Origin of the sequence: Pseudomonas sp. BF-R-24 (assembly GCF_019947335.1) — a bacterium.
Taxonomy (GTDB): Bacteria; Pseudomonadota; Gammaproteobacteria; order Pseudomonadales; family Pseudomonadaceae; genus Aquipseudomonas; species Aquipseudomonas jessenii.
This window is the reverse complement of record NZ_JAGYGG010000040.1, coordinates 1-25,134: the sequence shown is the minus strand read 5'-3', so window position 1 is coordinate 25,134 and position 25,134 is coordinate 1. Positions and strand designations below refer to the sequence as shown.

The following is a 25,134-nucleotide window of genomic DNA, read 5'->3' as shown; positions in this document are numbered from 1 at the left end:
AGTCGGCAATCAGGCCAGGGTGGCCATTTCTGGAATCGCTTCAAACAAGTCCGCCACCAGGCCGTAATCGGCCACCTGGAAGATCGGCGCTTCTTCGTCCTTGTTGATCGCAACGATCACTTTGGAGTCTTTCATGCCGGCCAGGTGCTGGATCGCGCCGGAGATACCGACGGCGATGTACAGCTGTGGAGCAACGATCTTGCCGGTCTGACCGACCTGCATGTCGTTGGGAACAAAACCTGCGTCGACCGCGGCGCGCGATGCACCGACGGCAGCGCCCAGCTTGTCGGCCAGGGCGTACAGGTGTTTGAAGTTGTCGCCGTTCTGCATACCGCGACCGCCGGAAACGACGATCTTGGCAGCGGTCAGTTCCGGACGATCGGACTTGGCCAGTTCTTCGCCAACGAAGCTTGCGATGCCAGCGTCGTGGGCAGTGCCAACAGCTTCAACGGCAGCGGAGCCACCTTCGGCTGCAACCGGGTCGAAACCGGTGGCACGCACGGTGATCACCTTGACCGCAGCGTTCGACTGAACGGTAGCGATGGCGTTACCGGCGTAGATCGGGCGCTTGAAGGTGTCAGCGCTTTCTACCGAGATGATCTCGGAGATCTGGTCAACGTCCAGTGCAGCGGCAACGCGCGGCAGGATGTTTTTGCCGTTGGAAGTGGCGGCAGCCAGGATGTGGCTGTAGCCCGTAGCCCCTGTTTCTTGGGCGAGAACTGCAACCAGAGGAGCGACGTTTTCCGGCAGCTGGTGCGCGTAGGCAGTGTTGTCAGCTACCAATACTTTGCTCACGCCAGCGATTTTCGCAGCGGCTTCAGCCACGGCACCCACACCCTGGCCAGCGACCAGAACGTGGATGTCGCCACCGATTTTGGCGGCAGCAGCAACGGTGTTCAGGGTGGCAGGAGCCACAACCTTGTTGTCGTGTTCTGCAATTACCAAGATAGTCATGATTCGGCTCCTTAACTCAAAGCACCTTCGCTTCGTTTTTCAGTTTTTCGACCAGTTCAGCCACCGACTTGACTTTGATACCCGCGCTGCGTGCAGCCGGCGCTTCGACTTTCAAAGTCTTGTTGGTGGAGGCGGTGGAAACGCCCAAAGCATCCGCAGTCACTACTTCGAGAGGCTTCTTCTTGGCTTTCATGATGTTTGGCAGAGACGCATAACGCGGCTCGTTCAAACGCAGGTCGGTGGTGACGATCGCCGGCAGTTTCAGGGAAACTGTCTGCGCGCCGCCGTCGATTTCACGGGTCACAGCTACGCTGTCGCCGCTGATTTCGACTTTCGAAGCGAACGTGCCCTGACCGTAGCCGCTCAATGCAGCGAGCATCTGGCCAGTCTGGTTGTTGTCGCTGTCGATGGCCTGTTTGCCAAGGATCACCAGCTGAGGCTGTTCCTTGTCGACAACAGCTTTCAACAGTTTGGCAACGGCCAGGGAAGTCAGGTCTTCGGCGGACTCGACGAGGATGGCGCGGTCGGCACCCAGAGCCAGCGCGGTGCGCAGTTGCTCTTGAGCGGTGGACGGGCCTACGGAGACAACGACGATTTCAGTCGCAACGCGCCCTTCTTGAATAGAGAGTTCTTTCAGGCGCACGGCTTCTTCCACGGCGATTTCGCAGAACGGGTTCATCGACATCTTGACGTTGGCGAGGTCGACGCCAGAGTTGTCGGCTTTCACGCGAACTTTCACGTTGTAATCGACCACTCGTTTCACAGCTACCAGGATCTTCATTGGGCAGTGTTCTCTCGAAAAACTTTGATCGTTGCCGTCAGATGGCACCGGTGGCACGCATTTGTTCAATGCGCTCTGCCCCCAGTCCCAGCTCCTTGAGCACTTGTTCGGTGTGTTGGCCAAGTCCTGGCACGGCATCCATGCGAGGTTCGAACGCACTGTTACTGCCGGGCGGGACCAGGCTCGGAACGGGGCCAGCAGAGGTTTCGACTGCTCGCCAGCGATCACGCGCCTGAAGTTGCGGATGGTCCCAGACACCTTGCATATCGTTCACTCGGGCGTTAGCGATTTGCGCCTGGTCCAGGCGATCGATCACCGCATCGAAGTTGAGCGTGGAGAACGATTCAACGATCAATTCCCGTAGCACATTGCGGTTTTCGACACGTTTGAAGTTGGCCGAGAAACGCGGGTCTTTGGCCAACCCGGGCGCAAGCAGCACCTTCTCGCAAAACAACTGCCATTCACGCTCGTTCTGCAAGCCCAGCATCACCGTGGTGCCGTCACCGACAGGGAAGGGACCGTAGGGGTAAATGGTGGCGTGTGCAGCGCCGGCGCGAGGGGGCGGAGGAGCTCCGTCATAGGCGTAGTACATTGGGTAGTTCATCCACTCGACCAGGCTTTCGAGCATCGAAACGTCGAGGTGGCTGCCTTCACCGGTGCGTTCACGCAACAACAGCGCAGACAGGATGCCGGTGTAGGCGTACATGCCGGCCGCGATATCGGCAATTGAACAACCGGCCTTGGCCATTTCTTCCTCGCCCTGGCCGCCGGTGACCGACAGGAATCCGCCTTCACTCTGGATCAACAGATCGTAGGCTTTCTTCTTCTCGTAGGGGCCACCGGCGCCATAGCCTGAAATGTCGCAGACGATCAGGCGCGGAAAACGCTGGTGCAGCACCTCGAATGACAGCCCCATTCGCGCGGCCGCACCGGGCGCCAGGTTCTGCACGAGCACATCGGCGGTGGCCAGCAAACTGTCCAGCACGTCGGCGGCACAATCCTGCTTCAGGTCGAGGGTCAGGCTTTCTTTTGAACGATTGGTCCAGACAAAGTGCGAGGCCAGACCGTTGACGCGTTGATCGTAGCCCCGGGCGAAATCGCCTGTGCCTGGACGTTCGACCTTGATCACCCTTGCGCCGAGATCGGCCAGTTGTCGGGTACAGAAGGGCGCGGCAATGGCATGCTCAAGGCTGACGACGGTAAGGCCATCGAGCGGACGGATGCTTTTGGGCTGGCTCATGATTTTTATCTCTCTTGTTATCAGAAAGAGCGCGGCAGCTCGAGCAGGTGTTCGGCAACGTAGGACAAGATCAGGTTGGTAGAGATGGGCGCTACCTGATACAGACGGGTTTCGCGGAATTTGCGTTCGACGTCGTATTCGCAGGCAAAGCCGAATCCTCCGTGGGTCTGCAAGCAGGCGTTAGCCGCTTCCCAGGACGCTTTCGCTGCCAGGTACTTGGCCATGTTGGCGCTGGCCCCGGCGTTGATGCCGCTGTCGTATTCTTCGCAGGCACGCCAGCGCATCAGGTCAGCCGCTTCGATTTCGATGTGGGCTTCGGCGATGGGGAACTGCACGCCCTGGTTCTGCCCGATAGGGCGCCCGAACACCACACGGTCTCGGGCATAAGCACTGGCCTTTTCGATAAACCAGCGACCGTCGCCGATGCATTCGGCAGCGATAAGTGTGCGTTCGGCATTCAGCCCGTCGAGGATGTACCGGAAGCCTTTGCCTTCCTCGCCGATCAGGCTGTCAGCGGGGATTTCCAGGTTGTCGAAGAACAGTTCGTTGGTTTCGTGATTGACCATGTTGGCGATCGGCTGCACGGTCATGCCGTTGCCGATGGCCTCGCGCAGGTCGACCAGAAAGATCGACATGCCTTCGGACTTTTTCTTCACCTCGGCCAAGGGCGTAGTGCGCGCCAGGAGGATCATCAGGTCGGAATGCTGGATTCGCGAGATCCACACTTTCTGCCCGTTGATCACGTACTTGTCGCCGCGTTTGATCGCGGTGGTCTTGATCTTGGTGGTATCGGTGCCGGTGGTGGGCTCGGTCACACCCATCGATTGCAGGCGCAGTTCACCGTTGGCCAGTTTCGGCAGGTAGTAGCTTTTCTGTGCCTCGCTGCCATGACGCAGCAGGGTGAACATGTTGTACATCTGCCCGTGAACGGTGCCGGAGTTGCCGCCACAGCGGTTCACTTCTTCGAGGATCACCGAGGCCTCGGCCAGCCCGAGGCCGGAGCCGCCATATTCGACAGGAATCATCGCAGCCAGCCAACCGGCGTCGGTCAGGGCCTTGACGAAGGTTTCCGGGAAACCTTTTTCTTCGTCGACTTTGCGCCAGTACGCGGCATCGAATTCAGCACACAAGGCGCGTACGCCTTCGCGGATGGCATTGAGTTCATCAGAGTTGCGGTCGGTCATTATTATTCTCCTCAACGCGTCACGCATGGCATCAGCCCTGCGTGACCGGGTTCGGGTAGGGCGCAATCAGATCGGGTTGAAACCCAGCGCAGCACGAAAGCGATTTTTGACGTAGTGACCATCACGGGGTGGCAGCACCCGGGGTGGGTTTTCTGCTTTGATCTTGATCGTCGCGAGCTTGACGCCGTCACGGGTAGCGAAGCGTTCGCGCAGGTCGTGTACGCCTTCCATGTCGCGAATTTCGTCGGTCCAACTGAAGCCGCAAGTCTTCGCCACCTGGTCCAGGGAAATACCGAAACCGGCGTGGCTGACTTGCATGCCGGTCTCGCCAAAGTGACCGTTGTCCAGCACTGCGATGGTCAGGTTGGCGGGCTTCTGCAGTGCTACCGTGGCCAGTGCGCCGAATCCCATGAGTAACTCACCGTCACCGGTGACTACCACCACCGACTTGTCCGGCTGGGCATTCGCCAGGCCCAGGCCGACCGTTATTGCGCTGCCCATGGCAGCCCAGAGGTAATAATTCAGATCATGGTCGCCGGCGGCCATGACGTCATAAGACGCTGAGCCCAGACCGGTCACGACCAGCACATCTTTGCGGTCGGCCAGCAAGGCTTTGACCACTTCGCGGCGGCACAGGGTGTGGTTTGCGCTTACTTGACCCATTTCTTTTCTCCAATCAGGCGCTGACCGAGCAGCAGGGCAGTGGCGGAATCACCGTTGAAGGCCATGGTTGCGGCACCGTGCAGCAGCGGGGCGACGTCTTCCGGGACATCTGCGCGCCAGGTCATGACCTTCATCAGGTTCAGGGAGGCTTCGGTGGCCTGGCCCATCGGGTTCTGCCACGCGTTGAATTCGGCCCAGTCGCCGCGCATGGTGACCACCATCAACAGCGGGAAGCCGGCACATACCTGAAGTGCCAGGGTGTTGATGCAGTTGCCGACACCACTGGACTGCATCAATAGGGCGCCGCGCTCACCGCCGAGCCAGGCGCCGGCGAGGTAGCCGATGCCTTCTTCTTCGGTGGTGAGGACAACGGCTTTGATGTCCGGGTCGGCATACGACATGCGGATGGCCGCCGAGTGACCTGCATCCGGTACGAAGACCACGTGTTTGACGTCGTGGGCCTTGAGCACGCGGAATACATCCTCCTGCCAATCCTGCCCCACGGTTTGTTCAGCTTCTGTTGACATGCCCATCTCCCAAGCAGTGCTGCTTTTGTGTTTTCACACATTCTGGGAGTGCTGAAGGAGAACGACGACTACCGTTTTTGTCTTTGAGATATGCCCGTTTTATATAGCTGGACGGTGAATGCATGGCGCAGTGGCGAACTGCGATAACCACAAAGTATGGGAAGGGCAAAGGTGCTGAGCCTGGGCGCCTGGCCATAGCATTTGGGCATATCAGCTAGAGCGTGATCCGCTCTTATTGACGGGGTGGGGCTAGGGTAGTTTTCGGCTACGTGGTTACAGCGCGTAACCGACGCAACTACAACAATAAGTAGGGGGCACACCTAATGAAAAACAGGCTACCGGCCGCGGCAGGCATTCTGATCGCCATGCTATTGGGGATTCTTATCGGCTACATGATTTTCCTGAACTTCCCGGACAAAGCGGCGGCGACGAGAGTGGCCGGTTACATCTCGATCGTCTCTGACATTTTTCTACGCCTGATCAAAATGCTCATTGGCCCTCTGGTGTTCTCGACCCTGGTGGTGGGCATCGCATACATGGGGGATGCCAGCGCTGTCGGCCGGGTGTTCGGCAAGGCACTGGGCTGGTTTTTGACGGCCTCGTTGATCTCGCTGTCGGTAGGGCTGGTCATGGCCAACCTGTTGCAACCCGGGCATAACCTGGGATTGCCATTACCAGAGGTGACCAGTGCGACCAACCTGCAAACGTCGGTGTTCACCCTCAAGGATTTCATGACACATCTGGTGCCCAAATCTTTCGCGGAGGCCATGGCCACCAACGAAATTCTTCAAATCGTGGTGTTCTCGATATTCTTCGGCGTTGCGCTGGCCTCCCTGGGCAAGAAAGCCGAGGGCCTGGTGAATGTCATCGAAGATCTGTCCCACGCGATGTTGAAGGTTACCGGTTATGTGATGAAGCTTGCTCCGCTGGCGGTGATGGCGGCCATGGCCGCGACCGTTTCAATTAACGGCCTGTCCATTCTGGTCAAGTTCGCCGTGTTCATGCGCGACTTCTATCTCGGGCTGATGGTGCTCTGGGTGATGCTGGTGTTTGCCGGCTGGATGTTTCTGGGGCGTCGGGTGTTCAAACTGGTGGTGCTGATCAGAGAGGCTTTCCTTCTGTCTTTCGCTACAGCCAGCTCCGAGTCGGCTTACCCGAAGATTCTTCATGCGCTGGATCGTTTTGGGGTCAAGCGCCGAATCTCGAGTTTCGTCATGCCCATGGGGTATTCCTTCAATCTTGACGGCTCGATGATGTACTGCACGTTTGCCGTACTGTTCATCGCTCAGGCCTATGGCATCGAGATGTCCATCGGCACGCAGATCACCATGTTGTTGACGTTGATGCTGACCTCCAAAGGCATGGCCGGCGTGCCCCGGGCTTCGTTGGTGGTGATTGCCGCGACGCTGACCCAGTTCGATATTCCCGAAGCCGGTTTGCTGCTGATTCTGGGGATCGACACCTTCCTCGATATGGGCCGCTCGGCCACCAACGCGGTGGGCAACTCCATCGCCACGGCTGTGGTGGCCAAATGGGAAGGCGAGTTGGTGAGTGAGGATAAGGCCGAGCGAGACGCCGCCGCGCTGGACGCTTCGGGTGGCGTGGGGGAGAAACCGCTGACTGTCTGACCCGTGCCGAGAAAAACGAAACCCGGCGATGGCCGGGTTCGTTCAAATACACTTGGGTTAACGCAGGGCGCTACAGAACGCGCGGATGGCCTCGCAGGCCTTGAGCAATGAAGCATCATCCAGGGCGTAGGCAATGCGAATGTAGGGGCCGAGGCCAAACGCGCTGCCATGCACCACCGCCACATTCGCTTCGTCGAGCAATGCGTGGGCGACGTCTTCATCGGTGAGCAGCGCTCGACCGCCCGCTGAGGTGCGACCGATCAGCCCCGCGCAGGAGGCGAACGCGTAAAACGCCCCGGCTGGGCTGACGCATTCAAGACCAGGTGTGGCGTTCAAAAGCTCCACCATCAAATCGCGACGCCCCTGAAAAGCGGCACGGCTTTCGCGGATGAAGTCCTTGGGCCCCTCCAGTGCGGCGAGTGCGGCCTGCTGTGAGATCGAGCTTGCACCTGAGGTTTGCTGACCTTGCAGTTTTTCCATGGCCTCCAGTAGCCAGCGTGGCCCGGTGGCAAAACCGATACGCCAGCCGGTCATGGCATAGGCCTTGGAAACACCGTTCATGGTCAGGGTTCGCGTGGCGAGCCGTGGTTCAACCTGGGCGAGGGTATGGAATACTTGATCGTCGAAGATCAGGTGTTCGTAGATGTCATCGGCCAGAATCAACACGTGAGGGTGTGCCAACAACACCTGCACCAAGGCTTGAAGCTCATCCCGGCTGTAAACTGCGCCCGTCGGGTTGGACGGCGAGTTGAGGATCAGCCAGCGGGTCTGCGGTGTGATCGCCGCGGTCAGTGCCGCGGGCGTCAGCTTGAATCCGGTATCGGCATCGCAAGTGACGATTCTGGTTTCACCACCACACAGTTGCACCATCTCCGGATAACTGACCCAGTACGGCGCCGGCACGATGACTTCGTCACCCTCATTGAGGGTCGCGGCCAGGGCGTTGTAGATCACCTGCTTGCCACCGTTGCAGACAAGGGTGTCTTGCCAGGTAACGTCCAGGCCGTTCTCACGACGGAACTTGGCGGCCACCGCTTCTCGCAGTGAGCGTACACCGGCGACCTGGGTGTAGCGGGTGTGGCCGTGTTCGATGGCGTGAATGGCCGCTTCACGTACATGTTCGGGTGTATCGAAATCTGGCTCGCCGGCGCACAGCGAAATGATCTTCGCACCTTGCGCCCGGCGCTCAGCCACTCTATCGATTATCCGATAGGTCGCGGAAGGTTGCGCACAGGCCAGGCGTTGGTTCAGACGTTGGATATCAGCGCTCATGCGCGGGTTCTCCATTCGGTAAGGTTCATCAGTTCCAGGGTCGAGCGACCTTCGGTCAATGCTTGCATCATCAGCGCCTCCTTGTTCGCGCGAGCTTCGCCTTCAGCGAGGGTACGTGCGGCATCCGACTTGGGAATGATGATCACGCCATCATCGTCGGCTACGACCAGGTCACCGACCGCCACGCCTACGCCATTGAAATTGAATGGCTGGCCCACGGAGGGCGCGCTGACCTTGACGGTGCCTTTGACCGAGATGCCGCGCGCGAATACTGGAAACTGGCGCTTCTTCAGCGCCGCGATATCACGAACGCCCCCATCAATGACCAGGCCGACCACGCCTGCCGCTTCGGCTGCCACGGTCAGCACTTCACCCCAGTAACCGGCGATGAAACTTCCCGTACCCACCACCAGAACGCTGCCGCGAGGCACGCGTTCCATTGCCAGGTGCAACGACAGGTTGTCACCCGGCGAGCACTCCAGTGGGTAGGCCGGCGCGGCGATGAAGGCACCGTCCCAGACGGGACGGATCGCGCTGTCGACCGCACAGGGCAGATGGGACGCTTCATACAGCGTCGAGCTGCCCAGGACTTTTGCTCGTTCGTGGAAATTCAACGGGAGGGGGAGCGTGGTCATCAGACTTTCCTCTGCAGGTGGTGGTAACCCAGTGCGGCGCGGGCTTGCTTGAGGGTTTTGCCTTGAGCGATCAGGGCTCGGATATCGGCTTCGACCGACTCGATCTGGCGGGCGCACGCGGCCACTTCAGTTGCCCGGGCGCGAGGCACAATCACCACGCCGTTGGCGTCGGCCACCACGATGTCCCGGGCACAGACGCGAGCCGTGCCGACAGACACTGGTTGATTGACCGACTGAACCTGTACGCGGTCCTTACCGGTGCGCATGAAGCGGCCCTTGCTGAAGATCGGATAGCCGTCGCTCAGCGCCTTGTTCACGTCTCGGCAAACACCGTCGATGACGGTGGCCGCAATCTGCCGGCTGCTGGCGTACTGGGTCATGATGTCGCCCCATACCGTGCAGTCTGTGCGGCCACTGTTGTCGATCACCACGACGTCACCGGGGAGCACGTCTTCGATGAAGTCGCCCACAGTACCGGGAGGCACGCTGGCCGAAACGTACTGCACGGTGAAGGCAGGTCCGACGATGACCTTGCTGTAATTGTCCAGCGGTGCCACGCCCAGGCATTGGCCGGGCAGGCCGAGTTTGTCCAGGGCATCGGAGACGCCAGGGGTGTCCAGGCCCTCAAACAGGGCGACAAGTGCTTGGTCTTCAAGATTCATCAGGAACGCTCCACCTGGATAGCTTCGAACTGGGTGTCATGCATCACTTCGGCCACTGAGCGGCCGCTGCGAACCGCTTCCACCATGCCGTCCTGGCGACGGGTAATGCGCTCGCCAAGATCGACTACCTTCTCGATGTAAGCCTGGGGCACGAACACCGTTCCGCAGTTATCGGCGATGACATAGTCGTCTTCGCTGACGTCGACGCCCGCCACATTGATCGTCACGGCGGCATCGATCTGCACCACCCGATTGCGCGCGCTGATCATGGTGACGCCACGGCCATATACCGGGTAGCCAATCGACTCGCTGCCATCGATATCGCGACTGAAGCCGTCGATGACCGTGCCGCGCACCTGTTTGCCGGCCGCGGCGTTGGCGAGAATGTCGCCCCAGCAGGAAATGCCCTCGATACCGCCGGCAATGACCAGCACGCGATCGTCGCTGTCAATCTGCTCCACTACCGGGGTGATCAGATGCACGGTGGGCACGCTGTCGGTTTTTGGCGCCAGCAACACGGTACTGGCGCGACCGATGATCTTCGGGCAGTTCCAAAGCGGGCGTAGTCCCACGGTGGCACCAGCCAGGCCGAGGAAGTCGAGGGCGTCGGATACCGTGTTGGTATCTAGCGCTGCCAAGCGATCCAGCAAACTCTTTTTGTTCATGGGGTAGCCCCTGCGGTGACGGAGGCGGCCAGTGTCGACGAGGCGATTTGATAGGTATATTACTAATCACAGAAGCGTTAGATACGCTAAACCTATGGAATAATCATGATCAATTTCCGTCTGATCCGTCACCTCTGGCTGTTCCTGGCCGTCGCCGAAGAGCAGAATTTCGGCCGTGCGGCCAAGCGGCTTGGCATGTCTCAGCCTCCCCTGAGCGAGCAGATTCAGGTGCTGGAACAGGCACTCAAGGTCCAACTGTTCGAGCGCTCGCGACGCGGGGCGAAACTGACCCCAGTGGGGGCGGCGATCCTGCCGGCGGTGCGTAAATTCGCCGAACAACTCGAGCGCCTGGAACTGGCGGTGGAGGAGGCCGTAGCAGGGCAGTCGGGGATGTTGACCATCGGTGCCATCTCCACGGCCATGTTTGACGTACTGCCTGGTCTGATCGAACAGATGAAAGACGATTACCCGCACCTGACCGTATCCGTGCGGGAAATCGACAGCGTAGAGGCCGTTCCGGCACTGGAAGCCGGTGATATCGACCTGGCCTTCGCCCGTCTGGACGGTGATCTGGGCGCCTCGATCCAGTCACTGCCGTTGCTGGAGGATCGTCTGGTAGTGGCGTTACCCAGTGACCACCCATTGGCGGCGCGAACACGTATCAGTTTGTCCAGCCTGGCCAACGAACCTTTGGTGATGTTTTCGCGAAAGGTCAGCCCGGTCTATTTCGACTACTTGATCGCAACCTGCCGAGCCAGCGGGTTTTCCCCGCGGGTGCTGCATGAAGTGCGTTCGGTCGCTTCGCAAATTGCCTTTGTCAGCTATGGGCAGGGCATCGCCCTGGTACCGGCATCCTTGAAAAAAATGGCACCGGATAACGTGGTATTTCGATCATTGAGTCAGAAGCTTAACGTGGTGACGACGGCGGTCGCCTGGAATGCGGATCGGCCCAATCCGCTCATAGCGCAAGTGATTGCGCGACTGCGGAAAAAGGCCTGAGCCGGACAAGAGCAGCGAGTGGGCAATCAACGATAGGTTTGGCGTATGGAAACGTTCCACAATTAGGAATTTACATAAGACTCGAACCGGCTGAAATTGGGCCTGTCGCCGATGACCTGTTTCGGCGGCAGTCCTATCGTCCAAGGAGTCATTTTCGTGACCGCATCCGAAACGTTCACTCATACGCAGCTCCCTTTGACCGTTGAGGGAGTCCAGCTGAACGTCGCCGCCATTCATCGAAATGGCAACCTGACGCCGATTGTGTTCCTGCATGGTTTTGGTTCCACCAAAGAGGACTACGCCGACATCGTGCAGCACGCGGAATTCGCCGGGCACCCCTTCCTTGCCTACGACGCACCGGGCTGCGGGGAGAGTCAGTGCAGCGACCTTTCCAGTATTTCGATTCCTTTTCTGCTGCAGACCGCATTACAGATGCTGGAGCATTTCGGTATCGAGCGCTTCCACCTGGTCGGCCACTCCATGGGCGGACTGACCGCACTGATGCTGGCCCATCAGTTCCCGGAGCGGGTAATCAGTTTCGTCGATATAGAGGGCAATATTGCTCCGGAAGATTGCTTTCTCAGCCGGCAGATCAACGCTTATCCAAGCGATGATCCAGAGAAGTTTTTCACGGCTTTCATCGCGCGTGCCCGGCAGGCCCCGGCATACGCCAGCGCACTCTATTCGGCGAGCCTCAGGCAAAAGGTGCGTGCCGGGGCAGTGCGGGGGATATTCCGGTCGATGGTCGACCTTTCCGATAACGCCGACCTGATGAGCAGGTTTCTCGGCTTGAAGTGCCCGCGAATGTTCATGTACGGCGAGCAGAACGCTTCACTGTCCTACCTTTCGCACATCGAGGCCCAAGGCGTGCGTTTGGCGCCAATTCCGGCCTGCGGCCACTTCCCCATGTACTCCAACCCCATCGCGATGTGGAAACAGATCGCCGATTTCCAGACTAGCAGTCGAACCGGGTAAGTCCGATCGCCCCGAGCGCTTCCCGATGTAGGGCGGGAGCCTGACTGCGGGCTCGCGGTCGCTATTCAACGCGTTTCATCTCACATGTCTGCCGCGGCGATGTGTGAGGGCGCGTGCATGCCTGTAATCCATAACAACAAGAGGTTCAAATCATGCTCGAAGTCATAAACAGCTTTCTTTCCGGAAAGCTCCTGATCGTACTTATCGTAGGCCTGGGTGGCTATTTCACGATTCGTTCACGCTTTGTCCAGTTTCGCCATTTCCTGCATATGTTCGGAGCCTTTCGCGATAGCGTGCAGAAGAGCGCCGGTCAGATCAGCTCGTTCCAGGCCTTGATGCTTAGCCTGGCGGGTCGCGTAGGGGCGGGCAACATCGCCGGGGTCGGGTTGGCCGTGACGTTGGGCGGGCCAGGAGCGGTGTTCTGGATGTGGGTGACCGCGCTGGTAGGCATGTCCACCAGCTTCTTCGAATGCAGCCTGGGGCAGTTGTATAAACGGTGCGATGCCAAGGGGCAGTTTCGGGGTGGGCCGTCGTACTACATCCAGTACGGACTGAAACAGGCGTGGCTGGGCAAGGTCATGGCCGTGTTGCTCCTGGTGACTTTCGGTTTTGCCTTCAACGGGCTGCAATCCCATGCCGTGACTCACTCGCTGAACAATGCGTTCGGCTTCTCCACGACCTACTCCGGTATTGCGATTGCCGTATTGCTCGGCCTGGTATTCATGGGTGGCATCAAGCGCATCGCTGCCGTCTCGGACCTGTTGGTGCCGGTCAAGACACTGGCCTACATTGGCGTGACCGTTTATGTGATCGTACTTCAGTTTGACCATGTGCCGGGCATGCTGGTGACCATTTTCAAAAGTGCCTTTGGCCTCGACCAGGCATTCGCAGGCCTGGTTGGCAGTGCCATCGTCATGGGCGTCAAACGCGGGGTGTTTGCCAATGAGGCGGGACTGGGCAGTGCGCCCAACGTAGCCGCCGTAGCGAAAGTCGATCACCCGGCGGCTCAAGGGGTGGTTCAAGCTTTCAGCGTCTTCCTGGATACCTTTGTGATCTGTACCTGCACGGCGCTGCTGATTCTGTTGTCGGGTTTTTACACGCCAGGCTTCGAAGGCGATGGCCTGGTACTGACACAGAACGCACTGGCGGCAGTGGTCGGGGACTGGGGGCGCACGTTCATTAGCGTGGCATTGGCTCTGTTTGTCTTCACGTCGATCCTCTATAACTACTATCTGGGCGAAAATAACCTGCGCTTTCTACTGGGCGATAAACGTGCTGCGGTGATGACCTATCGGGGCCTGGTGTTGCTGTTGATCCTTTGGGGCGCCGTGCAAAATCTGGGCACGGTGTTCGCCTTTGCCGATATCACCATGACGCTGTTGGCTTTCGTCAATCTGATCGCGCTGGCGCTGTTGTTCAACGTCGGCATGCGCTTGCTGCGTGACTATGACCGGCAGCGCAAGGCCGGCATCAAGTCGCCGATATTCGACTCCAGCCAGTTCGCGGATCTTGATCTTGACTTGCAGGCATGGCCCCATCGGGAAAAGGTCGGCAACAGCATCCCTGAATCTGCACCACAGGTAGCACCTGCCTCTGCCGTGCGCTGATGAAAAAAGGGCCCATGACAAGTCATGGGCCCTTGAAGGTCGTCTGGAGATCCTCCGTCAATCAGACTCGCGCAGCATGGGGCTTTACACGTCCCTTCAAACCGGTACGTTCTTCAATCTCACCTGAGCCACTGATATAGCCGTAACGCGACAGGTTGGGCATCAGCATCGCGGCGATGAAGGTGATGGTCACGACCGCCGCTACGTAGAAGAAAAAGTACTCCTCGATGCCCTGTGAGCGAAGCGACAAGGCCACGTATTCGGCGGTGCCGCCAAATGCCGCATTGCCCACCGCATAGGGAAATCCAACCCCCAATGCACGTACGGCAGGTGGGAACAGTTCGGCTTTGACGATCCCGGCAATCGGCGTGTAGAGCGACGCAATGGCCAGACCGCCAAACACCAGCACGAATGCCATGAACGGGTTGCTGACCGACTGCAGCGAGTACAGCAGGGGGATCACCAGCAACATGGCCAGCCCGGAGAACATCAACATGTGCGCCTTGATACCGATGCGGTCGGCGAGCAAGCCGAACAGCGGCTGGCAAAGCATGAAGCCGATCAGGGCCGCCGTCATGATGAAGCTGACCGTTTCCGGGCTGAAGCCGGCGGAGATCACCAGGAACTTCTGCATGTAGGTAGTGAAGGTATAGAAATACAGCGAACCACCGATGGTGAACGCCACCACCAGGGCAACTGCGCGTTTGTGTTTGAACATGCCGCGCAGAGAGCCGGCATCTTTGCGGTTCATGTCTTTCTTGTTGGCGGTTTCATGCATGGCGCGACGCAGATACACCACCACGACCGAGCTCAGCGCGCCGATGAAGAACGGAATCCTCCAACCCCACTCGCGCAACTCTTCACCGGTCAGGGTTTGTTGGAGAATGACGACGGTCATCAAGGCCAGCAGCTGACCGGCAATGATGGTGAAGTACTGAAACGAGCCATAGAAACAGCGACGACCCGGTGTCGCGATTTCGCTGATGTAGGTGGCGCCGGTGCCGTATTCCGCACCGACCGACAGGCCCTGAATCAGCCTGGCAACCACGAGCAGGATCGGCGCCGCGACGCCTATGGTTGCGTAGGTCGGCATGACGGCGATCAGCAGCGAGCCGGCGCACATCATGAACACCGAGATAATCATCGAGACCTTGCGGCCGCGAGTGTCAGCGATCCAGCCGAATATCCAGCCACCGAGCGGGCGCATGAAAAAGCCGACGGCGAAGACGCCCGCGGTCGCCAGTAGCTGGCTGGTCGTGTCGCCCTTGGGGAAAAACGAAGCGGCGAAGTAGATGGCGGTGTAGGCGTAAATGAAAAAGTCGTACCACTCCACCAGATTGCCCGAGCAGGCACCCATGATGGCCTTGACGCGGTTGGGCGCTCTCATCGCAGCAGTTTGGGCTGCGTGGTCTTTGGCGTCTGTGATTGATGCGGACATGTGATTCACCCTTTTTTCAAGGCGAGGGGAGACGAGGAGCGCGCTGATGCGCGTCCGACGTGACTGGCTCGTTGGGTTTTGGGTTTAACGAAAAGGCGTGAACCCGCTCACGGCCGGATTTCCGTAGAGAAGGGAGAGGGTGGATGCACGAGCGTGGCGAACGGTAGTGGCCCGGGGAAATCGGACGGGTGAGACGAAGCATTGAACATCATGGCGCGAGCCCTCGAATCTTATTCTTGTAGTGAGTCGAGCGCTCTTTGGCGCCGACGTTGATTGCACGCTACCGCAGAGTCAGGAGGGTAATAAGCCGTCAGGCAGGCCTAACTGATATACCTGAATTTTATAGCTTGGCGTGCAGCCCCGGCGGGCCGGGGGATACAGCCGGCTTGAAGGTCCTGGGGCCGCACGACACGGTGGTTGCGGGGCATTCCAAGGTGCGTAAATGCGATTACACTCACAGCACTTTCGCCGCATATCGCGCCGAGCCCGATGCTGACTGGCCTGGTAATGGATGTCGTTCAACTCAAAACCCTGATTCATGTTGCCGAGCTGGGCAGTCTCAGCAAGGCCTCGGATCGTCTTCACATCGCGCAACCGGCACTTAGCCGGCAAATTCGATTGTTGGAAAAGGAACTCGGCACCTACCTGTTTGATCGACATGGTCGAGGCATGGAGATCACCGACGCCGGACGTGAAGTGTTGGCACATGCCACCCGAATCATGGAAGAAATGGAGTCCATTCGAAGTTCTGTTGTGGGCGCAAAGTCCTCTTTTCGGGGAACGGTCGTCATCGGCACGACGCCGACGGTCGCGCAAATTATCACTGTTCCATTGGTACGCAAGATCAAAGAGGCGCATCCGAATCTCGCCGTCAGGTTTTCCTCAGCCTTCAGCGGTTATCTGCTCGATTGGGTTCAGCGTGGCGAATTGGAGCTGGCGATTTCTTACGATCCCCATCCTTTGCATACGCTGCGTATCGTGCCGGTGATGATGGAAAATCTGCTGCTGGTCGGTCCCGCCAGCGCCAACCTGCGTCTTGATACGCCGATATCGTTCGAGTCATTGGCTGAGCAGCAATTGGTATTGCCAAGCGCTCGACATAGCCTTCGCGTGATTCTGGATGATTGTGCACGTCAAGTCGGGATCAAGCTCAAGACCAGCGTTGAAGCCGACTCCTTCGGCGCCATGATCGATCTGGTCCGAAATGGCTTCGGTCTGACCGCTTTGCCTTTGGCATCGATTTACGCGCAGGTCGACGCTGGCGTGCTCAGTGCAGCCCCCTTGGTCGACCCCGTTCCCATGCGCAAACTGGTTCAGGTTTTTCCGGCCGACAGGCGGGTCAGTCCGGCCGCCAAATTTGTCGGGGATGCCTTTATCGAGATTGCCGCCGATCTGGTCAATCGCAAGATTTGGGCTGGACACATGCTTTGAGCCAACGGTGAACCTGTTAGCTGCGAGTGCCCCGTCCCCATACAAATCGCCCAATTATCCGTAGTTGCGCAGCTGCTCACGAGTTCCGCTTTGCTCACCACTGATGACACTGTCTTGAACCAACAAACGCGACTGCCTGGCGTATTCGGCATTTTTATTTTGGGGATGCTGCAAGTTCTGGTCTGGGGAGGTTCGTTCTTCCTGATGGCCGTCATGGCCGATCCGATCATGAAAGAGACCGGTTGGGCCAGCCAGTGGGTGTATGGCGCACTGTCTCTGAGCATTCTGGTTTCCGCGATGCTGGCACCGTTGACCAGCCGGCTTATCGCCCGGTACGGCGGCCGCCCCATCCTGGCCAGTAGCGGGCTGGGTGTCGCTATCGGGTTGTTTCTGATGGCCATCTCGACCTCGTTGCCGATGTTTCTTTTGTCTTGGGCCGTGATTGGCGTCGGTATGGCGCTGGGGCTGTATGAAGCGCTATTCGCGGCTTTAGGTTCTCTGTACGGGGAGCGGGCGGGCAGTGCGATTACCGGGATCACGCTTATTCAGGGTTTGCGACAACGCTGTCATGGCCCGCGGTAGCGCTGGTCATCGAGCACGTTGGCTGGCGCACGACATGCGTGGCTTATGGGGTGTTATTGGTCATTGCCGTGGCACCGCTTTATCTCTGGGTGCTGGCGCGGGGCACGGGACCCCTCACAAAGAGCCCGGCAGTGAGTGATGAAAGTCTCTCAATAGACCGGCGGATCTACCTGTTGCTTACGCTGATCTTCGCGTTGGGTGCCGTGATCATGACGGCGATGTCGGTCCAGCTGATTTCATTGTTGCAGGGGCAGGGCTACTCGCTTGCAGCCGCTATCGGACTGAGCGCGTTGCTGGGGCCGAGTCAGGTAGGGTCACGTGTTCTACAAGTGTTTTCGCGAAAGCGACACCCGATCTGGACGACGTTGATCTCTGTGGTGTTCGTGGCAATTGGTCTGCTGTTTGTGACCATCTCTCCGGCAATGACCGCGCTGGGTCTGGTGATCTATGGTGCGGGTAATGGCTTGCGGGCGATCGTTCGAGGACTGCTGCCATTGGCCCTCATGTCGCCTACTCATTATGTTTTGCTGATGGGGCGCATGGCTCGGCCTTCGCTCATAGGACAGGCCTTGACTCCCCTCGCGGCCGGGTACCTGTTAGAGATCTGGGGCGCTGGCGGTGTGCTTGCGGGCCTGAGTTCGCTGGCGGTATTGAATGTGCTCCTGGTGTTGCTGCTGATTCGACTGGTATGAAAAGAACAGCTCTGATTGCCATCTTCCCTAAGGATCCGGCTGGCATCTTCAGCGGCCAGCGACTCGAGTTCTTTGATGGCAATTTTTGGTCATGAAATGGACTCCCCCTACTTTTACCCCCACAAAAACGTCGGCTCTTGATGGACGTTACTGGACTCTCGTGGAGCAGAACACCGCTGGAGCTCAAGTAAATACTCGCTTGGAAAAATCCAGAGTGAAATTTTCAAAGCTTTCAAGAAGTATGCAAAAGGAGATCGGGTGCTAGGGGGCGAGTGTTCGAATTACTCCGTCCAGACCATTATTTCTGAGTGAAATCAGACACTTAAGCCAGTCAGCTAGTTCGGCTTTTTTGTGCCTGCGTAAAACCCGCGCAAAACTGGTGCAAAACTACCCGGTGATTTTGCTGATATTCAGGTCCGGAATCGCCTCTGGTCAGATGATTTCCTCGTGGTCACGTTGGTAGTTTTGGGTCATGCCTTCGCTCGCATGTCACGCGATTTTTTGCCCATCCTTTCCGACTTTCATGTACAGGTGCAGCGACAGCACTCGCACTTCGTGGAGGCCCGGCATCTATTCCTCCTTCCAACCTGCGTACCAGTTGGCCGCCTCCCACCGGCAGGCTGTATATGGATTAGTGGGTTATGCTGGAAGCAGGCAACGTGAGAACACAAACGGTCTCTCATCATGGATGGATCAAGATGAAACTGATTTTGGTTTTGCTTGTTGTTGGTCTGTTGGCTTGGAAGTTTTCCCCTGAATTACAGTCCTGGGTTGAGGCTCGGCCATCGAGTCCCCAAAGAATCTCTGCGGTCTTGATTGCGCCAAAGCCTGTTTCGGCTCCAGTCAAATGCGATGGGCGCAAATATTGCTCGCAGATGACCTCGTGCGCAGAGGCCACAAACTTTCTGCAAAATTGCCCAGGAATGGAAATGGATGGCGACTACGACGGGATACCTTGTGAGAAGCAGTGGTGCCGGTGACTAATCGCAGTTCGCCGGTAGGCTAGATGGTTTAATGAGATAAATTCTTAATGGAGTTGTTACTATGGAAAAGGCGTTTCGAAATCCGTTGTTTTTAACCGGGCTGCCACTAGTTGTCTGCGGTCTTGCTATCACTGCGCCGGGCCTTTGGATTCCTGGCGTGGTCTTGATGGTCGCTGGTTGGGCAAAGGGTAAGAAGCTTGTCTGACGTCATCGCCGCGACCCCTTGTCGATGAGCCAAGCCATGTAGCGCGGTGTTGTGATGACGATAATCATGGCTTTACCGTGACCGGGTGCGACAGAGGAGTGGGTGATTTTTTCGGGTTGGTCTACGCTCTGACTACGTTTCAATGCCGTTTTCGGCGAACCATTTGGCTCAGGCTACCGCTCGAAAGGACTCATATGAAATTCAATATCGTTGCCTTGGGCTTGCTTGCTGTTTTGGCTGGCTGCACAACTGCGGGCCCATATGTCACCAACATCTCAAGCGATGGACGTAACGGCTTGAATATCGAGAAGTGCTCCGTGAAGATGAATGCTTTCATGGGTACTGTTAGCACCACCGAATGTACATCCCAAAACGTTCAGCTCAGTCGCAGCAACTGATTTCAGGTTTCAGTTGGGTTTGTCTCAAGTCAGCTTCCCGTATTCTGCCAACTCGATCTGGTACTTCGCGGCGATCTGCTCGACCTGTGGTGTCGTCAGCTTTTCATCCAGGGTGCGCAGCTTGTTGCACTGCGGTGCGCAAACGCACGCCGGGGGAGACTCTGGAGGCCGAGGGTTAATATTCGAGCGGGCCGCGTGAGTGCCTGTTGACATCAATTAACGGATGAGCGAATTTAATCAAATCCTGTCATTTCTATATATTTAGAAATGAGCCGAACAAAGCCTCGCCAGAGAAGTCTGCCGGGGCTTCGTCGTATTCGGCTTAGGAGAAAACATGTCTAGAGCTCAACGACGACACGATACGCGCCGCATAAAGGCTCGTTTTTATTCAAGGCAACGCGCTTACGAATGCTGGTCAACCAGCGAGAAAAACGCCGGGCTTTTTGCAAACAATGGGAAGGTATGTTCCTGTTGGATGTGCGGCAATCCCAGAAAACAAGGATTGCTCACCATGCAGGAGTTGCGAGCTGACCTTCCCATTCAAGAGTGAAAACAGAACCCGGCCACCGAGCCGGGTTCGGAACACAACGCCCCCCTTAACGCCGGTCCAGCCAAACCGTTTGTGCATTACAGAATTCACGCACACCGAAATGCGAGAGTTCACGGCCAAAGCCACTCTTCTTCACGCCACCAAAACTGACACGCGGATCGCTGGCGCTATAGCCGTTGATGAACACGCCGCCGGTTTCAAGTTCGCTGGCCATCTGCCGGGCGAGTTCGACATTGCGCGTGTAGAGGGTGGCGGTGAGGCCGAACTCGCTGTCATTGGCCAACTCCAGCGCATGGGCTGCGTCTCGGGCCGTGATGATTGAGGCCACCGGACCAAACAACTCCTGTTTGAATGATGTCATCTGATCGGTCACGTCGCCGAGTACAGTGGGCTCATAGTAGTTACCTGGGCCTTCAGCCTTCTTTCCACCCATCAGCAACGTCGCGCCTTCTTTCAGTGTGTCGCGCACCTGTTGATCCAGTTCATCGCGCAGATCGAAGCGAGCCATCGGGCCGATATAGGTAGTGGTAGCCAGTGGATCACCGACAACCAGTTGTTGGGTGGCCTCGACGAACTTGCGGGTAAATTCCCGGGCAATGCCTTGCTCGACAATCAGGCGTTTGGCTGCGGCACAGACTTGTCCGGTGTTTTGATAGCGCCCGATCACGGCGGCTTTTACCGCCTCATCGAGGTCTGCGTCGTCGAGAACGATAAACGGGTCGGAGCCGCCCAGTTCCAATACGCACTTCTTCAGTGCGGCTCCGGCCTGAGCACCGATGGCCATGCCCGCTCGCACGCTACCGGTGAGGGTGACGGCCGCGATGCGTGGATCGGCGATCGCCTTGGATACACCGTCCGGGGTGACGTTGATGACCTCGAAAACACCTTCGGGGAAGTCCGCTTGCTTGAAGGCCTCCAGCAGCAGGTAGGTGCTGCCCATGACGTTTGGCGCGTGCTTGAGCACGTAGGTATTGCCGGCGAGCAGGGTGGGGACCGCGCCGCGCAGGACTTGCCAGATGGGGAAGTTCCACGGCATCACGGCGAGAATCGGGCCCAGGGGACGATATTCAATGCGTGCCTTGCCGCCTTCAACCAGAGTCGGTTCCGGGCTCAGCATGGCGGGGCCGTGTTCGGCGTACCACTGGCAGAGCTGCGCACATTTTTCAATTTCACCGCGGGCCTGGGCAATCGGCTTACCCATTTCCAGGGTGATCATGTTCGCCATGGCCTGTGCATTGTTGCGCAAGGCCTGACCGAGGTTGATCAACAGTTGCGCGCGCTGTTCAACCGGTTTGCCGCGCCAGGCGCGAAACCCGGTAGCGGCCCGCGTCAGCGCGGCCTGTAATGCCGAATCGGATTCGAAAGGGTAATGGCCGATCTGCTCGCCCGTAGCGGGGTTGATCGAAATGGCATGGGTAAGGCTGGATACGTTGGTCATGGCACCGTCCTGCGAGGTAGGAATGTGCTCAGGTTATGGGGCTATATGTTTTCTGGAAACTGAATAATAATGAGCATAACGTTCACGTTTGGAGAATGGCTTGGATCTGGTTCAGCTCGAAATTTTCAAGGCTGTCGCCGAGCACGGCAGCATCAGCGTGGCCGCCCAGCATATCCACCGGGTGCCATCGAATCTCACGACCAGAATCAAACAGCTTGAACTGGACCTGGGTGTGGATCTGTTTATTCGTGAGAAGAGTCGCCTGCGCCTGTCGCCGGCCGGCTGGAGCTTTCTGGATTACGCTCGACGTATTCTCGATCTGGTTCAGGAGGCGCGAGCCACCGTGGCGGGTGAAGAACCGCAGGGAGCCTTCGCCCTGGGTTCGCTGGAAAGTACTGCAGCGGTACGTATTCCAGAGCTATTGGCCGCCTATAACCAGAAGCACGCCAAGGTCGAACTGGACCTGTCCACCGGCCCCTCCGGGACCATGATCGATGGAGTACTGTCCGGGCGGCTGGCCGCTGCATTTGTCGATGGTCCGGTGTTGCATCCGGCGCTGGAGGGCGTGCCTGCATTCGAGGAGGAAATGGTCCTGATCGCCCCCCTCAACCATGACCCGATTCATCGAGCCAAGGATGTGAATGGCGAAAACATCTATGCCTTCCGCTCCAACTGCTCCTATCGCCATCATTTCGAAAGCTGGTTCGCCAATGGCGCGGCGGTGCCCGGCAAGATTTTCGAAATGGAGTCCTATCACGGCATGCTGGCCTGCGTCAGCGCCGGTGCCGGCCTGGCGCTGATGCCCCGCAGCATGCTCGAAAGCATGCCTGGATGCACGACGGTCAGCGTCTGGCCGTTGTCGGAGTCGTTCCGCTATTTACGCACCTGGCTGGTGTGGCGCAGGGGGACCGTGTCGCAGAGCCTGACGATGTTTGTGCGCTTGCTTGAGGAGCGGGGTGTGGTGTTGATCGATAAATAGCGGAAAGTTAACGGTCTGTGCCGAAAAACCGGATAATGGCGGCCAAATCGTTTAGCTCGTAATTCTGGTAATCGCACATGGAAATCAAGGTCAACTTTCTCGACAACCTTCGACTTGAAGCCAAGTTCGACGACTTCACGGTGATTGCCGATCAACCCATTCGCTACAAGGGCGATGGCTCGGCACCGGGGCCGTTCGATTACTTCCTGGCTTCGTCGGCGTTGTGTGCGGCGTACTTCGTGAAGCTGTATTGCGAAACTCGCAATATCCCCACCGAAAATATCCGCCTGTCGCAGAACAACATTGTTGATCCGGAAAACCGCTACAACCAGATTTTCAAGATTCAGGTTGAATTGCCAGCGGACATTTCCGCCAAGGACCGTCAGGGGATCTTGCGCTCCATCGACCGTTGTACGGTAAAGAAGGTGGTGCAAACCGGGCCTGAGTTTGTGATTGAAGAGGTCGAAAACCTCGACGCCGATGCCCAGGCGTTGCTGATGCCGCACTCGACCAGCGAGGCGGGCACCTACATTGTGGGCAAGGACCTGCCGCTGGAGCAAACCATCGCCAACATGTCGGGCATCCTGGCTGACCTGGGCATGAAGATTGAAATCGCTTCGTGGCGCAATATCGTTCCCAATGTGTGGTCGCTGCACATCCGCGACGCGCACTCGCCAATGTGTTTTACCAACGGCAAAGGCGCGACCAAAGAAGGCGCGCTGGCATCGGCACTGGGCGAGTTTATCGAGCGGCTCAACTGCAACTTCTTCTACAACGATCAGTTCTGGGGCGAGGACATCGCCAACGCGGCGTTTGTGCATTACCCGGACGAGCGCTGGTTCAAGCCTGGCCCGAAGGACGAACTGCCGACTGAAATTCTCGACGAGTACTGCCTGAAGATTTACGACCGGGATGGCGAGTTGCGTGGCTCGCATCTGTACGACACCAACTCCGGCAATACCCAGCGCGGCATTTGTTCACTGCCGTTTGTGCGCCAGTCGGACAATGAGGTGGTGTACTTCCCGTCCAACCTGATCGAAAACCTGTTCCTGAGCAATGGCATGAGCGCCGGCAACACCCTGGCCGAAGCCCAGGTGCAGTGCCTGTCGGAAATCTTCGAGCGCGCGGTCAAACGCGAAATCCTCGAAGGCGAAATGGCCCTGCCGGATGTGCCGCAGGAAGTACTGGCGAAATACCCGGGGATTCTGGCTGGTATCCAGGCCCTGGAAGAGCAGGGCTTCCCGGTGCTGGTCAAGGATGCATCGCTGGGCGGGGAGTTCCCGGTGATGTGTGTGACCTTGATGAACCCGCGTACCGGTGGTGTGTTTGCCTCGTTCGGCGCGCACCCCAGCCTGGAAGTGGCGCTGGAGCGCAGCCTGACGGAGCTGCTGCAAGGCCGCAGTTTCGAAGGCCTGAACGATCTGCCTCAGCCGACCTTCGAAGGTCAGGCGGTGACTGAGCCGAACAACTTCGTCGAGCACTTTATCGATTCCAGCGGTGTGGTCTCGTGGCGCTTCTTTAGTGCAAAACCGGATTTTGAATTCGTTGAGTGGGATTTCTCCGGTCAGGGCGAAAACTCCAATACCGAAGAGGCCGCGACCCTGTTCGGCATTCTCGAAGACATGGGCAAAGAAGTGTACATGGCAGTCTATGAGCACATTGGTGCCAAGGCCTGCCGCATTCTGGTGCCGGGTTACTCGGAAATTTATCCGGTAGAAGATTTGATCTGGGATAACACCAACAAAGCGCTGCAGTTCCGCGCTGACATCCTGAACCTGCACAGCCTGAGCAAAGTCGGCCTGAGATCGCTGGCCCAAGGTCTGGAAAACAGCGAGCTGGATGACTACACCGACATCACCACTTTGATCGGCATCGAGTTCGACGACAACACGCCTTGGGGCAAGTTGACGATCCTGGAGCTGAGGCTGCTGATTTATCTCGCCTTGCAGAAGTTTGATCAGGCCAAGGATCTGGTGGAAGCCTTCTTGCAATACAACGACAACACCGTCGAGCGCGGCTTGTTTTATCAAGCTGTGAACGTCGTGCTGGAAATGCAGCTGGACGATGATCTGGAACTGAGCGACTACGAGGTCAACTTCCGCCGGATGTTCGGCAACGAGCGGATGGACGCGGCGATAGGGTCCGTGGATGGCAGCGTGCGGTTCTATGGTCTGACGCCGACGAGCATGAAACTGGAAGGGCTCGACAGGCACCTTCGCCTGATCGAAAGCTACAAAAAGCTGCACATGGCGCGGGCGAGGGTGTCGGCTTTGTTCAACTGATAGCGATAACAAAAAAGCACCTTGGGTGCTTTTTTGTTTTTTGGCGGTCAGTCAATCGTCTGTGCGCGTGGGCTGATTTTTTGGCTATGACATGGGTTGTGGCTGCTTATGGGGAAGCTCTTCTATATAGAGGGGCGTTCTGGCTCCTCTATATAGGCACCCTTTGGGGTGTTTTGCTGCTTTCTGCAGCTTATTGATAGAAAACCTAAATCAGTGCTTGACGGCAGATTTCAGATCTCTATAATTCGCCCCACTTCCGGCGCAGTCGAAACGGAAAACTCCTTGGTAAACAAAGAGTTACGCAGTTTTCGGCAGCAGGTTGCTTCAGTCCATCGAAGCCGCAAGGGAGTTGAAAAAGAGGTGT

Annotated in this window: 21 protein-coding genes and 2 pseudogenes; 10 read left to right on the top strand and 13 right to left on the bottom strand. The window is 57.8% G+C overall.

Annotated elements, in window-relative coordinates:
- Nucleotides 1-9 precede the first annotated feature (9 nt).
- From KGA98_RS23940 to KGA98_RS23915, 6 genes are all read right to left on the bottom strand, one after another.
- Nucleotides 10-954, bottom strand: coding sequence for an electron transfer flavoprotein subunit alpha/FixB family protein (locus tag KGA98_RS23940; protein ID WP_150812756.1), 945 nt, complete (start codon nt 952-954; stop codon nt 10-12).
- A 16-nt stretch (nt 955-970) separates the two neighbouring features.
- Nucleotides 971-1,735: an electron transfer flavoprotein subunit beta/FixA family protein gene (locus tag KGA98_RS23935; RefSeq protein WP_150812757.1), complete on the bottom strand. Its 765-nt coding sequence runs from the start codon at nt 1,733-1,735 to the stop codon at nt 971-973.
- Nucleotides 1,736-1,772: 37 nt separating this feature from the next.
- Complete coding sequence (locus tag KGA98_RS23930) at nt 1,773-2,975, bottom strand: CaiB/BaiF CoA transferase family protein (RefSeq protein WP_191626084.1); 1,203 nt, start codon at nt 2,973-2,975, stop codon at nt 1,773-1,775.
- Between the two features lie 20 nt (nt 2,976-2,995).
- The gene (locus KGA98_RS23925; RefSeq protein ID WP_150812759.1) at nt 2,996-4,159 is read right to left on the bottom strand and encodes an acyl-CoA dehydrogenase family protein; all 1,164 of its coding nucleotides are present in this window, start codon (nt 4,157-4,159) and stop codon (nt 2,996-2,998) included.
- 66 nt (nt 4,160-4,225) lie between these two features.
- Nucleotides 4,226-4,822: a thiamine pyrophosphate-dependent enzyme gene (locus KGA98_RS23920; protein WP_150812760.1), complete on the bottom strand. Its 597-nt coding sequence runs from the start codon at nt 4,820-4,822 to the stop codon at nt 4,226-4,228.
- The gene (locus KGA98_RS23915; protein ID WP_007896342.1) at nt 4,810-5,349 is read right to left on the bottom strand and encodes a thiamine pyrophosphate-binding protein; all 540 of its coding nucleotides are present in this window, start codon (nt 5,347-5,349) and stop codon (nt 4,810-4,812) included. Before KGA98_RS23915 ends, KGA98_RS23920 begins: the two co-directional genes overlap by 13 nt.
- 323 nt (nt 5,350-5,672) lie before the next feature.
- Between KGA98_RS23915 and KGA98_RS23910 the strand changes: the two genes are divergently transcribed.
- Nucleotides 5,673-6,977, top strand: a complete 1,305-nt coding sequence (locus tag KGA98_RS23910; protein ID WP_150812761.1) for a dicarboxylate/amino acid:cation symporter — start codon at nt 5,673-5,675, stop codon at nt 6,975-6,977.
- 57 nt (nt 6,978-7,034) lie between these two features.
- On the opposite strand, the gene KGA98_RS23905 is transcribed toward KGA98_RS23910, so the two are convergent.
- Genes KGA98_RS23905 through KGA98_RS23890 form a run of 4 tightly spaced genes read right to left on the bottom strand, consistent with a single transcriptional unit; the run spans nt 7,035 to nt 10,211 of the window.
- Nucleotides 7,035-8,249: a pyridoxal phosphate-dependent aminotransferase gene (locus KGA98_RS23905; protein WP_150812762.1), complete on the bottom strand. Its 1,215-nt coding sequence runs from the start codon at nt 8,247-8,249 to the stop codon at nt 7,035-7,037.
- Entirely contained in the window at nt 8,246-8,884 is a 639-nt protein-coding gene (locus KGA98_RS23900) for an RraA family protein (protein ID WP_150812763.1), read from the bottom strand. The genes KGA98_RS23905 and KGA98_RS23900 overlap by 4 nt, the downstream gene beginning before the upstream one ends.
- The gene (locus KGA98_RS23895) at nt 8,884-9,546 is read right to left on the bottom strand and encodes an RraA family protein (protein ID WP_150812764.1); all 663 of its coding nucleotides are present in this window, start codon (nt 9,544-9,546) and stop codon (nt 8,884-8,886) included. The genes KGA98_RS23900 and KGA98_RS23895 overlap by 1 nt, the downstream gene beginning before the upstream one ends.
- Nucleotides 9,546-10,211, bottom strand: coding sequence for an RraA family protein (locus KGA98_RS23890; RefSeq protein WP_150812765.1), 666 nt, complete (start codon nt 10,209-10,211; stop codon nt 9,546-9,548). The genes KGA98_RS23895 and KGA98_RS23890 overlap by 1 nt, the downstream gene beginning before the upstream one ends.
- 105 nt (nt 10,212-10,316) lie before the next feature.
- Between KGA98_RS23890 and KGA98_RS23885 the strand changes: the two genes are divergently transcribed.
- From KGA98_RS23885 to KGA98_RS23875, 3 genes are all read left to right on the top strand, one after another.
- A complete protein-coding gene (locus KGA98_RS23885) occupies nt 10,317-11,210 on the top strand; it encodes a LysR family transcriptional regulator (protein WP_150812766.1) in 894 nt (297 codons plus the stop codon).
- 156 nt (nt 11,211-11,366) lie between these two features.
- The gene (locus KGA98_RS23880; protein ID WP_150812767.1) at nt 11,367-12,185 is read left to right on the top strand and encodes an alpha/beta fold hydrolase; all 819 of its coding nucleotides are present in this window, start codon (nt 11,367-11,369) and stop codon (nt 12,183-12,185) included.
- A 152-nt stretch (nt 12,186-12,337) separates the two neighbouring features.
- On the top strand, nt 12,338-13,792 hold the full coding sequence (locus KGA98_RS23875) for an alanine/glycine:cation symporter family protein (protein ID WP_150812768.1): 1,455 nt from the start codon (nt 12,338-12,340) through the stop codon (nt 13,790-13,792).
- Between the two features lie 61 nt (nt 13,793-13,853).
- Here the strand turns inward: KGA98_RS23875 and KGA98_RS23870 are convergent, their stop codons facing one another.
- A complete protein-coding gene (locus KGA98_RS23870; protein ID WP_150812769.1) occupies nt 13,854-15,230 on the bottom strand; it encodes an MFS family transporter in 1,377 nt (458 codons plus the stop codon).
- Between the two features lie 489 nt (nt 15,231-15,719).
- On the opposite strand from KGA98_RS23870, the gene KGA98_RS23865 reads away from it, so the two are divergent.
- On the top strand, nt 15,720-16,661 hold the full coding sequence (locus KGA98_RS23865) for a LysR substrate-binding domain-containing protein (RefSeq protein ID WP_174245511.1): 942 nt from the start codon (nt 15,720-15,722) through the stop codon (nt 16,659-16,661).
- Nucleotides 16,662-16,826: 165 nt separating this feature from the next.
- Nucleotides 16,827-17,935, top strand: a pseudogene (locus tag KGA98_RS23860) (MFS transporter).
- A gap of 432 nt (nt 17,936-18,367) precedes the next feature.
- Here KGA98_RS23860 and KGA98_RS23855 read toward each other — a convergent pair.
- Nucleotides 18,368-18,544: pseudogene (locus KGA98_RS23855) on the bottom strand (integrase); the annotation flags it as partial.
- 89 nt (nt 18,545-18,633) lie between these two features.
- Here KGA98_RS23855 and KGA98_RS23850 point away from each other — a divergent pair.
- Together KGA98_RS23850 and KGA98_RS23845 are read left to right on the top strand one after the other, a co-directional pair.
- Complete coding sequence (locus KGA98_RS23850) at nt 18,634-18,915, top strand: excalibur calcium-binding domain-containing protein (RefSeq protein ID WP_150812770.1); 282 nt, start codon at nt 18,634-18,636, stop codon at nt 18,913-18,915.
- 402 nt (nt 18,916-19,317) lie between these two features.
- The gene (locus KGA98_RS23845; protein ID WP_080925379.1) at nt 19,318-19,521 is read left to right on the top strand and encodes a hypothetical protein; all 204 of its coding nucleotides are present in this window, start codon (nt 19,318-19,320) and stop codon (nt 19,519-19,521) included.
- Between the two features lie 596 nt (nt 19,522-20,117).
- Here KGA98_RS23845 and KGA98_RS23840 read toward each other — a convergent pair.
- Nucleotides 20,118-21,509 carry an aldehyde dehydrogenase family protein gene (locus KGA98_RS23840; protein ID WP_150812771.1) on the bottom strand — a complete coding sequence of 464 codons (1,392 nt, stop codon included), beginning with the start codon at nt 21,507-21,509 and terminating at the stop codon, nt 20,118-20,120.
- A gap of 100 nt (nt 21,510-21,609) precedes the next feature.
- On the opposite strand from KGA98_RS23840, the gene ptrR reads away from it, so the two are divergent.
- Nucleotides 21,610-22,488 (top strand): putrescine utilization regulator PtrR, encoded by an 879-nt coding sequence (gene ptrR, locus KGA98_RS23835; protein ID WP_150812772.1) that lies wholly within the window; start codon nt 21,610-21,612, stop codon nt 22,486-22,488.
- Nucleotides 22,489-22,565: 77 nt separating this feature from the next.
- Nucleotides 22,566-24,770, top strand: coding sequence for an OsmC domain/YcaO domain-containing protein (locus tag KGA98_RS23830; RefSeq protein WP_150812773.1), 2,205 nt, complete (start codon nt 22,566-22,568; stop codon nt 24,768-24,770).
- Nucleotides 24,771-25,134 lie beyond the last annotated feature (364 nt).

Coding starts and splice junctions, on each gene's coding strand:
- KGA98_RS23940 (WP_150812756.1), bottom strand. CDS start 954: ATGACTATCTTGGTAATTGCAGAACACGACAACAAGGTTGTGGCTCCT.
- KGA98_RS23935 (WP_150812757.1), bottom strand. CDS start 1,735: ATGAAGATCCTGGTAGCTGTGAAACGAGTGGTCGATTACAACGTGAAA.
- KGA98_RS23930 (WP_191626084.1), bottom strand. CDS start 2,975: ATGAGCCAGCCCAAAAGCATCCGTCCGCTCGATGGCCTTACCGTCGTC.
- KGA98_RS23925 (WP_150812759.1), bottom strand. CDS start 4,159: ATGACCGACCGCAACTCTGATGAACTCAATGCCATCCGCGAAGGCGTA.
- KGA98_RS23920 (WP_150812760.1), bottom strand. CDS start 4,822: ATGGGTCAAGTAAGCGCAAACCACACCCTGTGCCGCCGCGAAGTGGTC.
- KGA98_RS23915 (WP_007896342.1), bottom strand. CDS start 5,349: ATGTCAACAGAAGCTGAACAAACCGTGGGGCAGGATTGGCAGGAGGAT.
- KGA98_RS23910 (WP_150812761.1), top strand. CDS start 5,673: ATGAAAAACAGGCTACCGGCCGCGGCAGGCATTCTGATCGCCATGCTA.
- KGA98_RS23905 (WP_150812762.1), bottom strand. CDS start 8,249: ATGAGCGCTGATATCCAACGTCTGAACCAACGCCTGGCCTGTGCGCAA.
- KGA98_RS23900 (WP_150812763.1), bottom strand. CDS start 8,884: ATGACCACGCTCCCCCTCCCGTTGAATTTCCACGAACGAGCAAAAGTC.
- KGA98_RS23895 (WP_150812764.1), bottom strand. CDS start 9,546: ATGAATCTTGAAGACCAAGCACTTGTCGCCCTGTTTGAGGGCCTGGAC.
- KGA98_RS23890 (WP_150812765.1), bottom strand. CDS start 10,211: ATGAACAAAAAGAGTTTGCTGGATCGCTTGGCAGCGCTAGATACCAAC.
- KGA98_RS23885 (WP_150812766.1), top strand. CDS start 10,317: ATGATCAATTTCCGTCTGATCCGTCACCTCTGGCTGTTCCTGGCCGTC.
- KGA98_RS23875 (WP_150812768.1), top strand. CDS start 12,338: ATGCTCGAAGTCATAAACAGCTTTCTTTCCGGAAAGCTCCTGATCGTA.
- KGA98_RS23870 (WP_150812769.1), bottom strand. CDS start 15,230: ATGTCCGCATCAATCACAGACGCCAAAGACCACGCAGCCCAAACTGCT.
- KGA98_RS23865 (WP_174245511.1), top strand. CDS start 15,720: ATGCTGACTGGCCTGGTAATGGATGTCGTTCAACTCAAAACCCTGATT.
- KGA98_RS23850 (WP_150812770.1), top strand. CDS start 18,634: ATGAAACTGATTTTGGTTTTGCTTGTTGTTGGTCTGTTGGCTTGGAAG.
- KGA98_RS23845 (WP_080925379.1), top strand. CDS start 19,318: ATGAAATTCAATATCGTTGCCTTGGGCTTGCTTGCTGTTTTGGCTGGC.
- KGA98_RS23840 (WP_150812771.1), bottom strand. CDS start 21,509: ATGACCAACGTATCCAGCCTTACCCATGCCATTTCGATCAACCCCGCT.
- KGA98_RS23830 (WP_150812773.1), top strand. CDS start 22,566: ATGGAAATCAAGGTCAACTTTCTCGACAACCTTCGACTTGAAGCCAAG.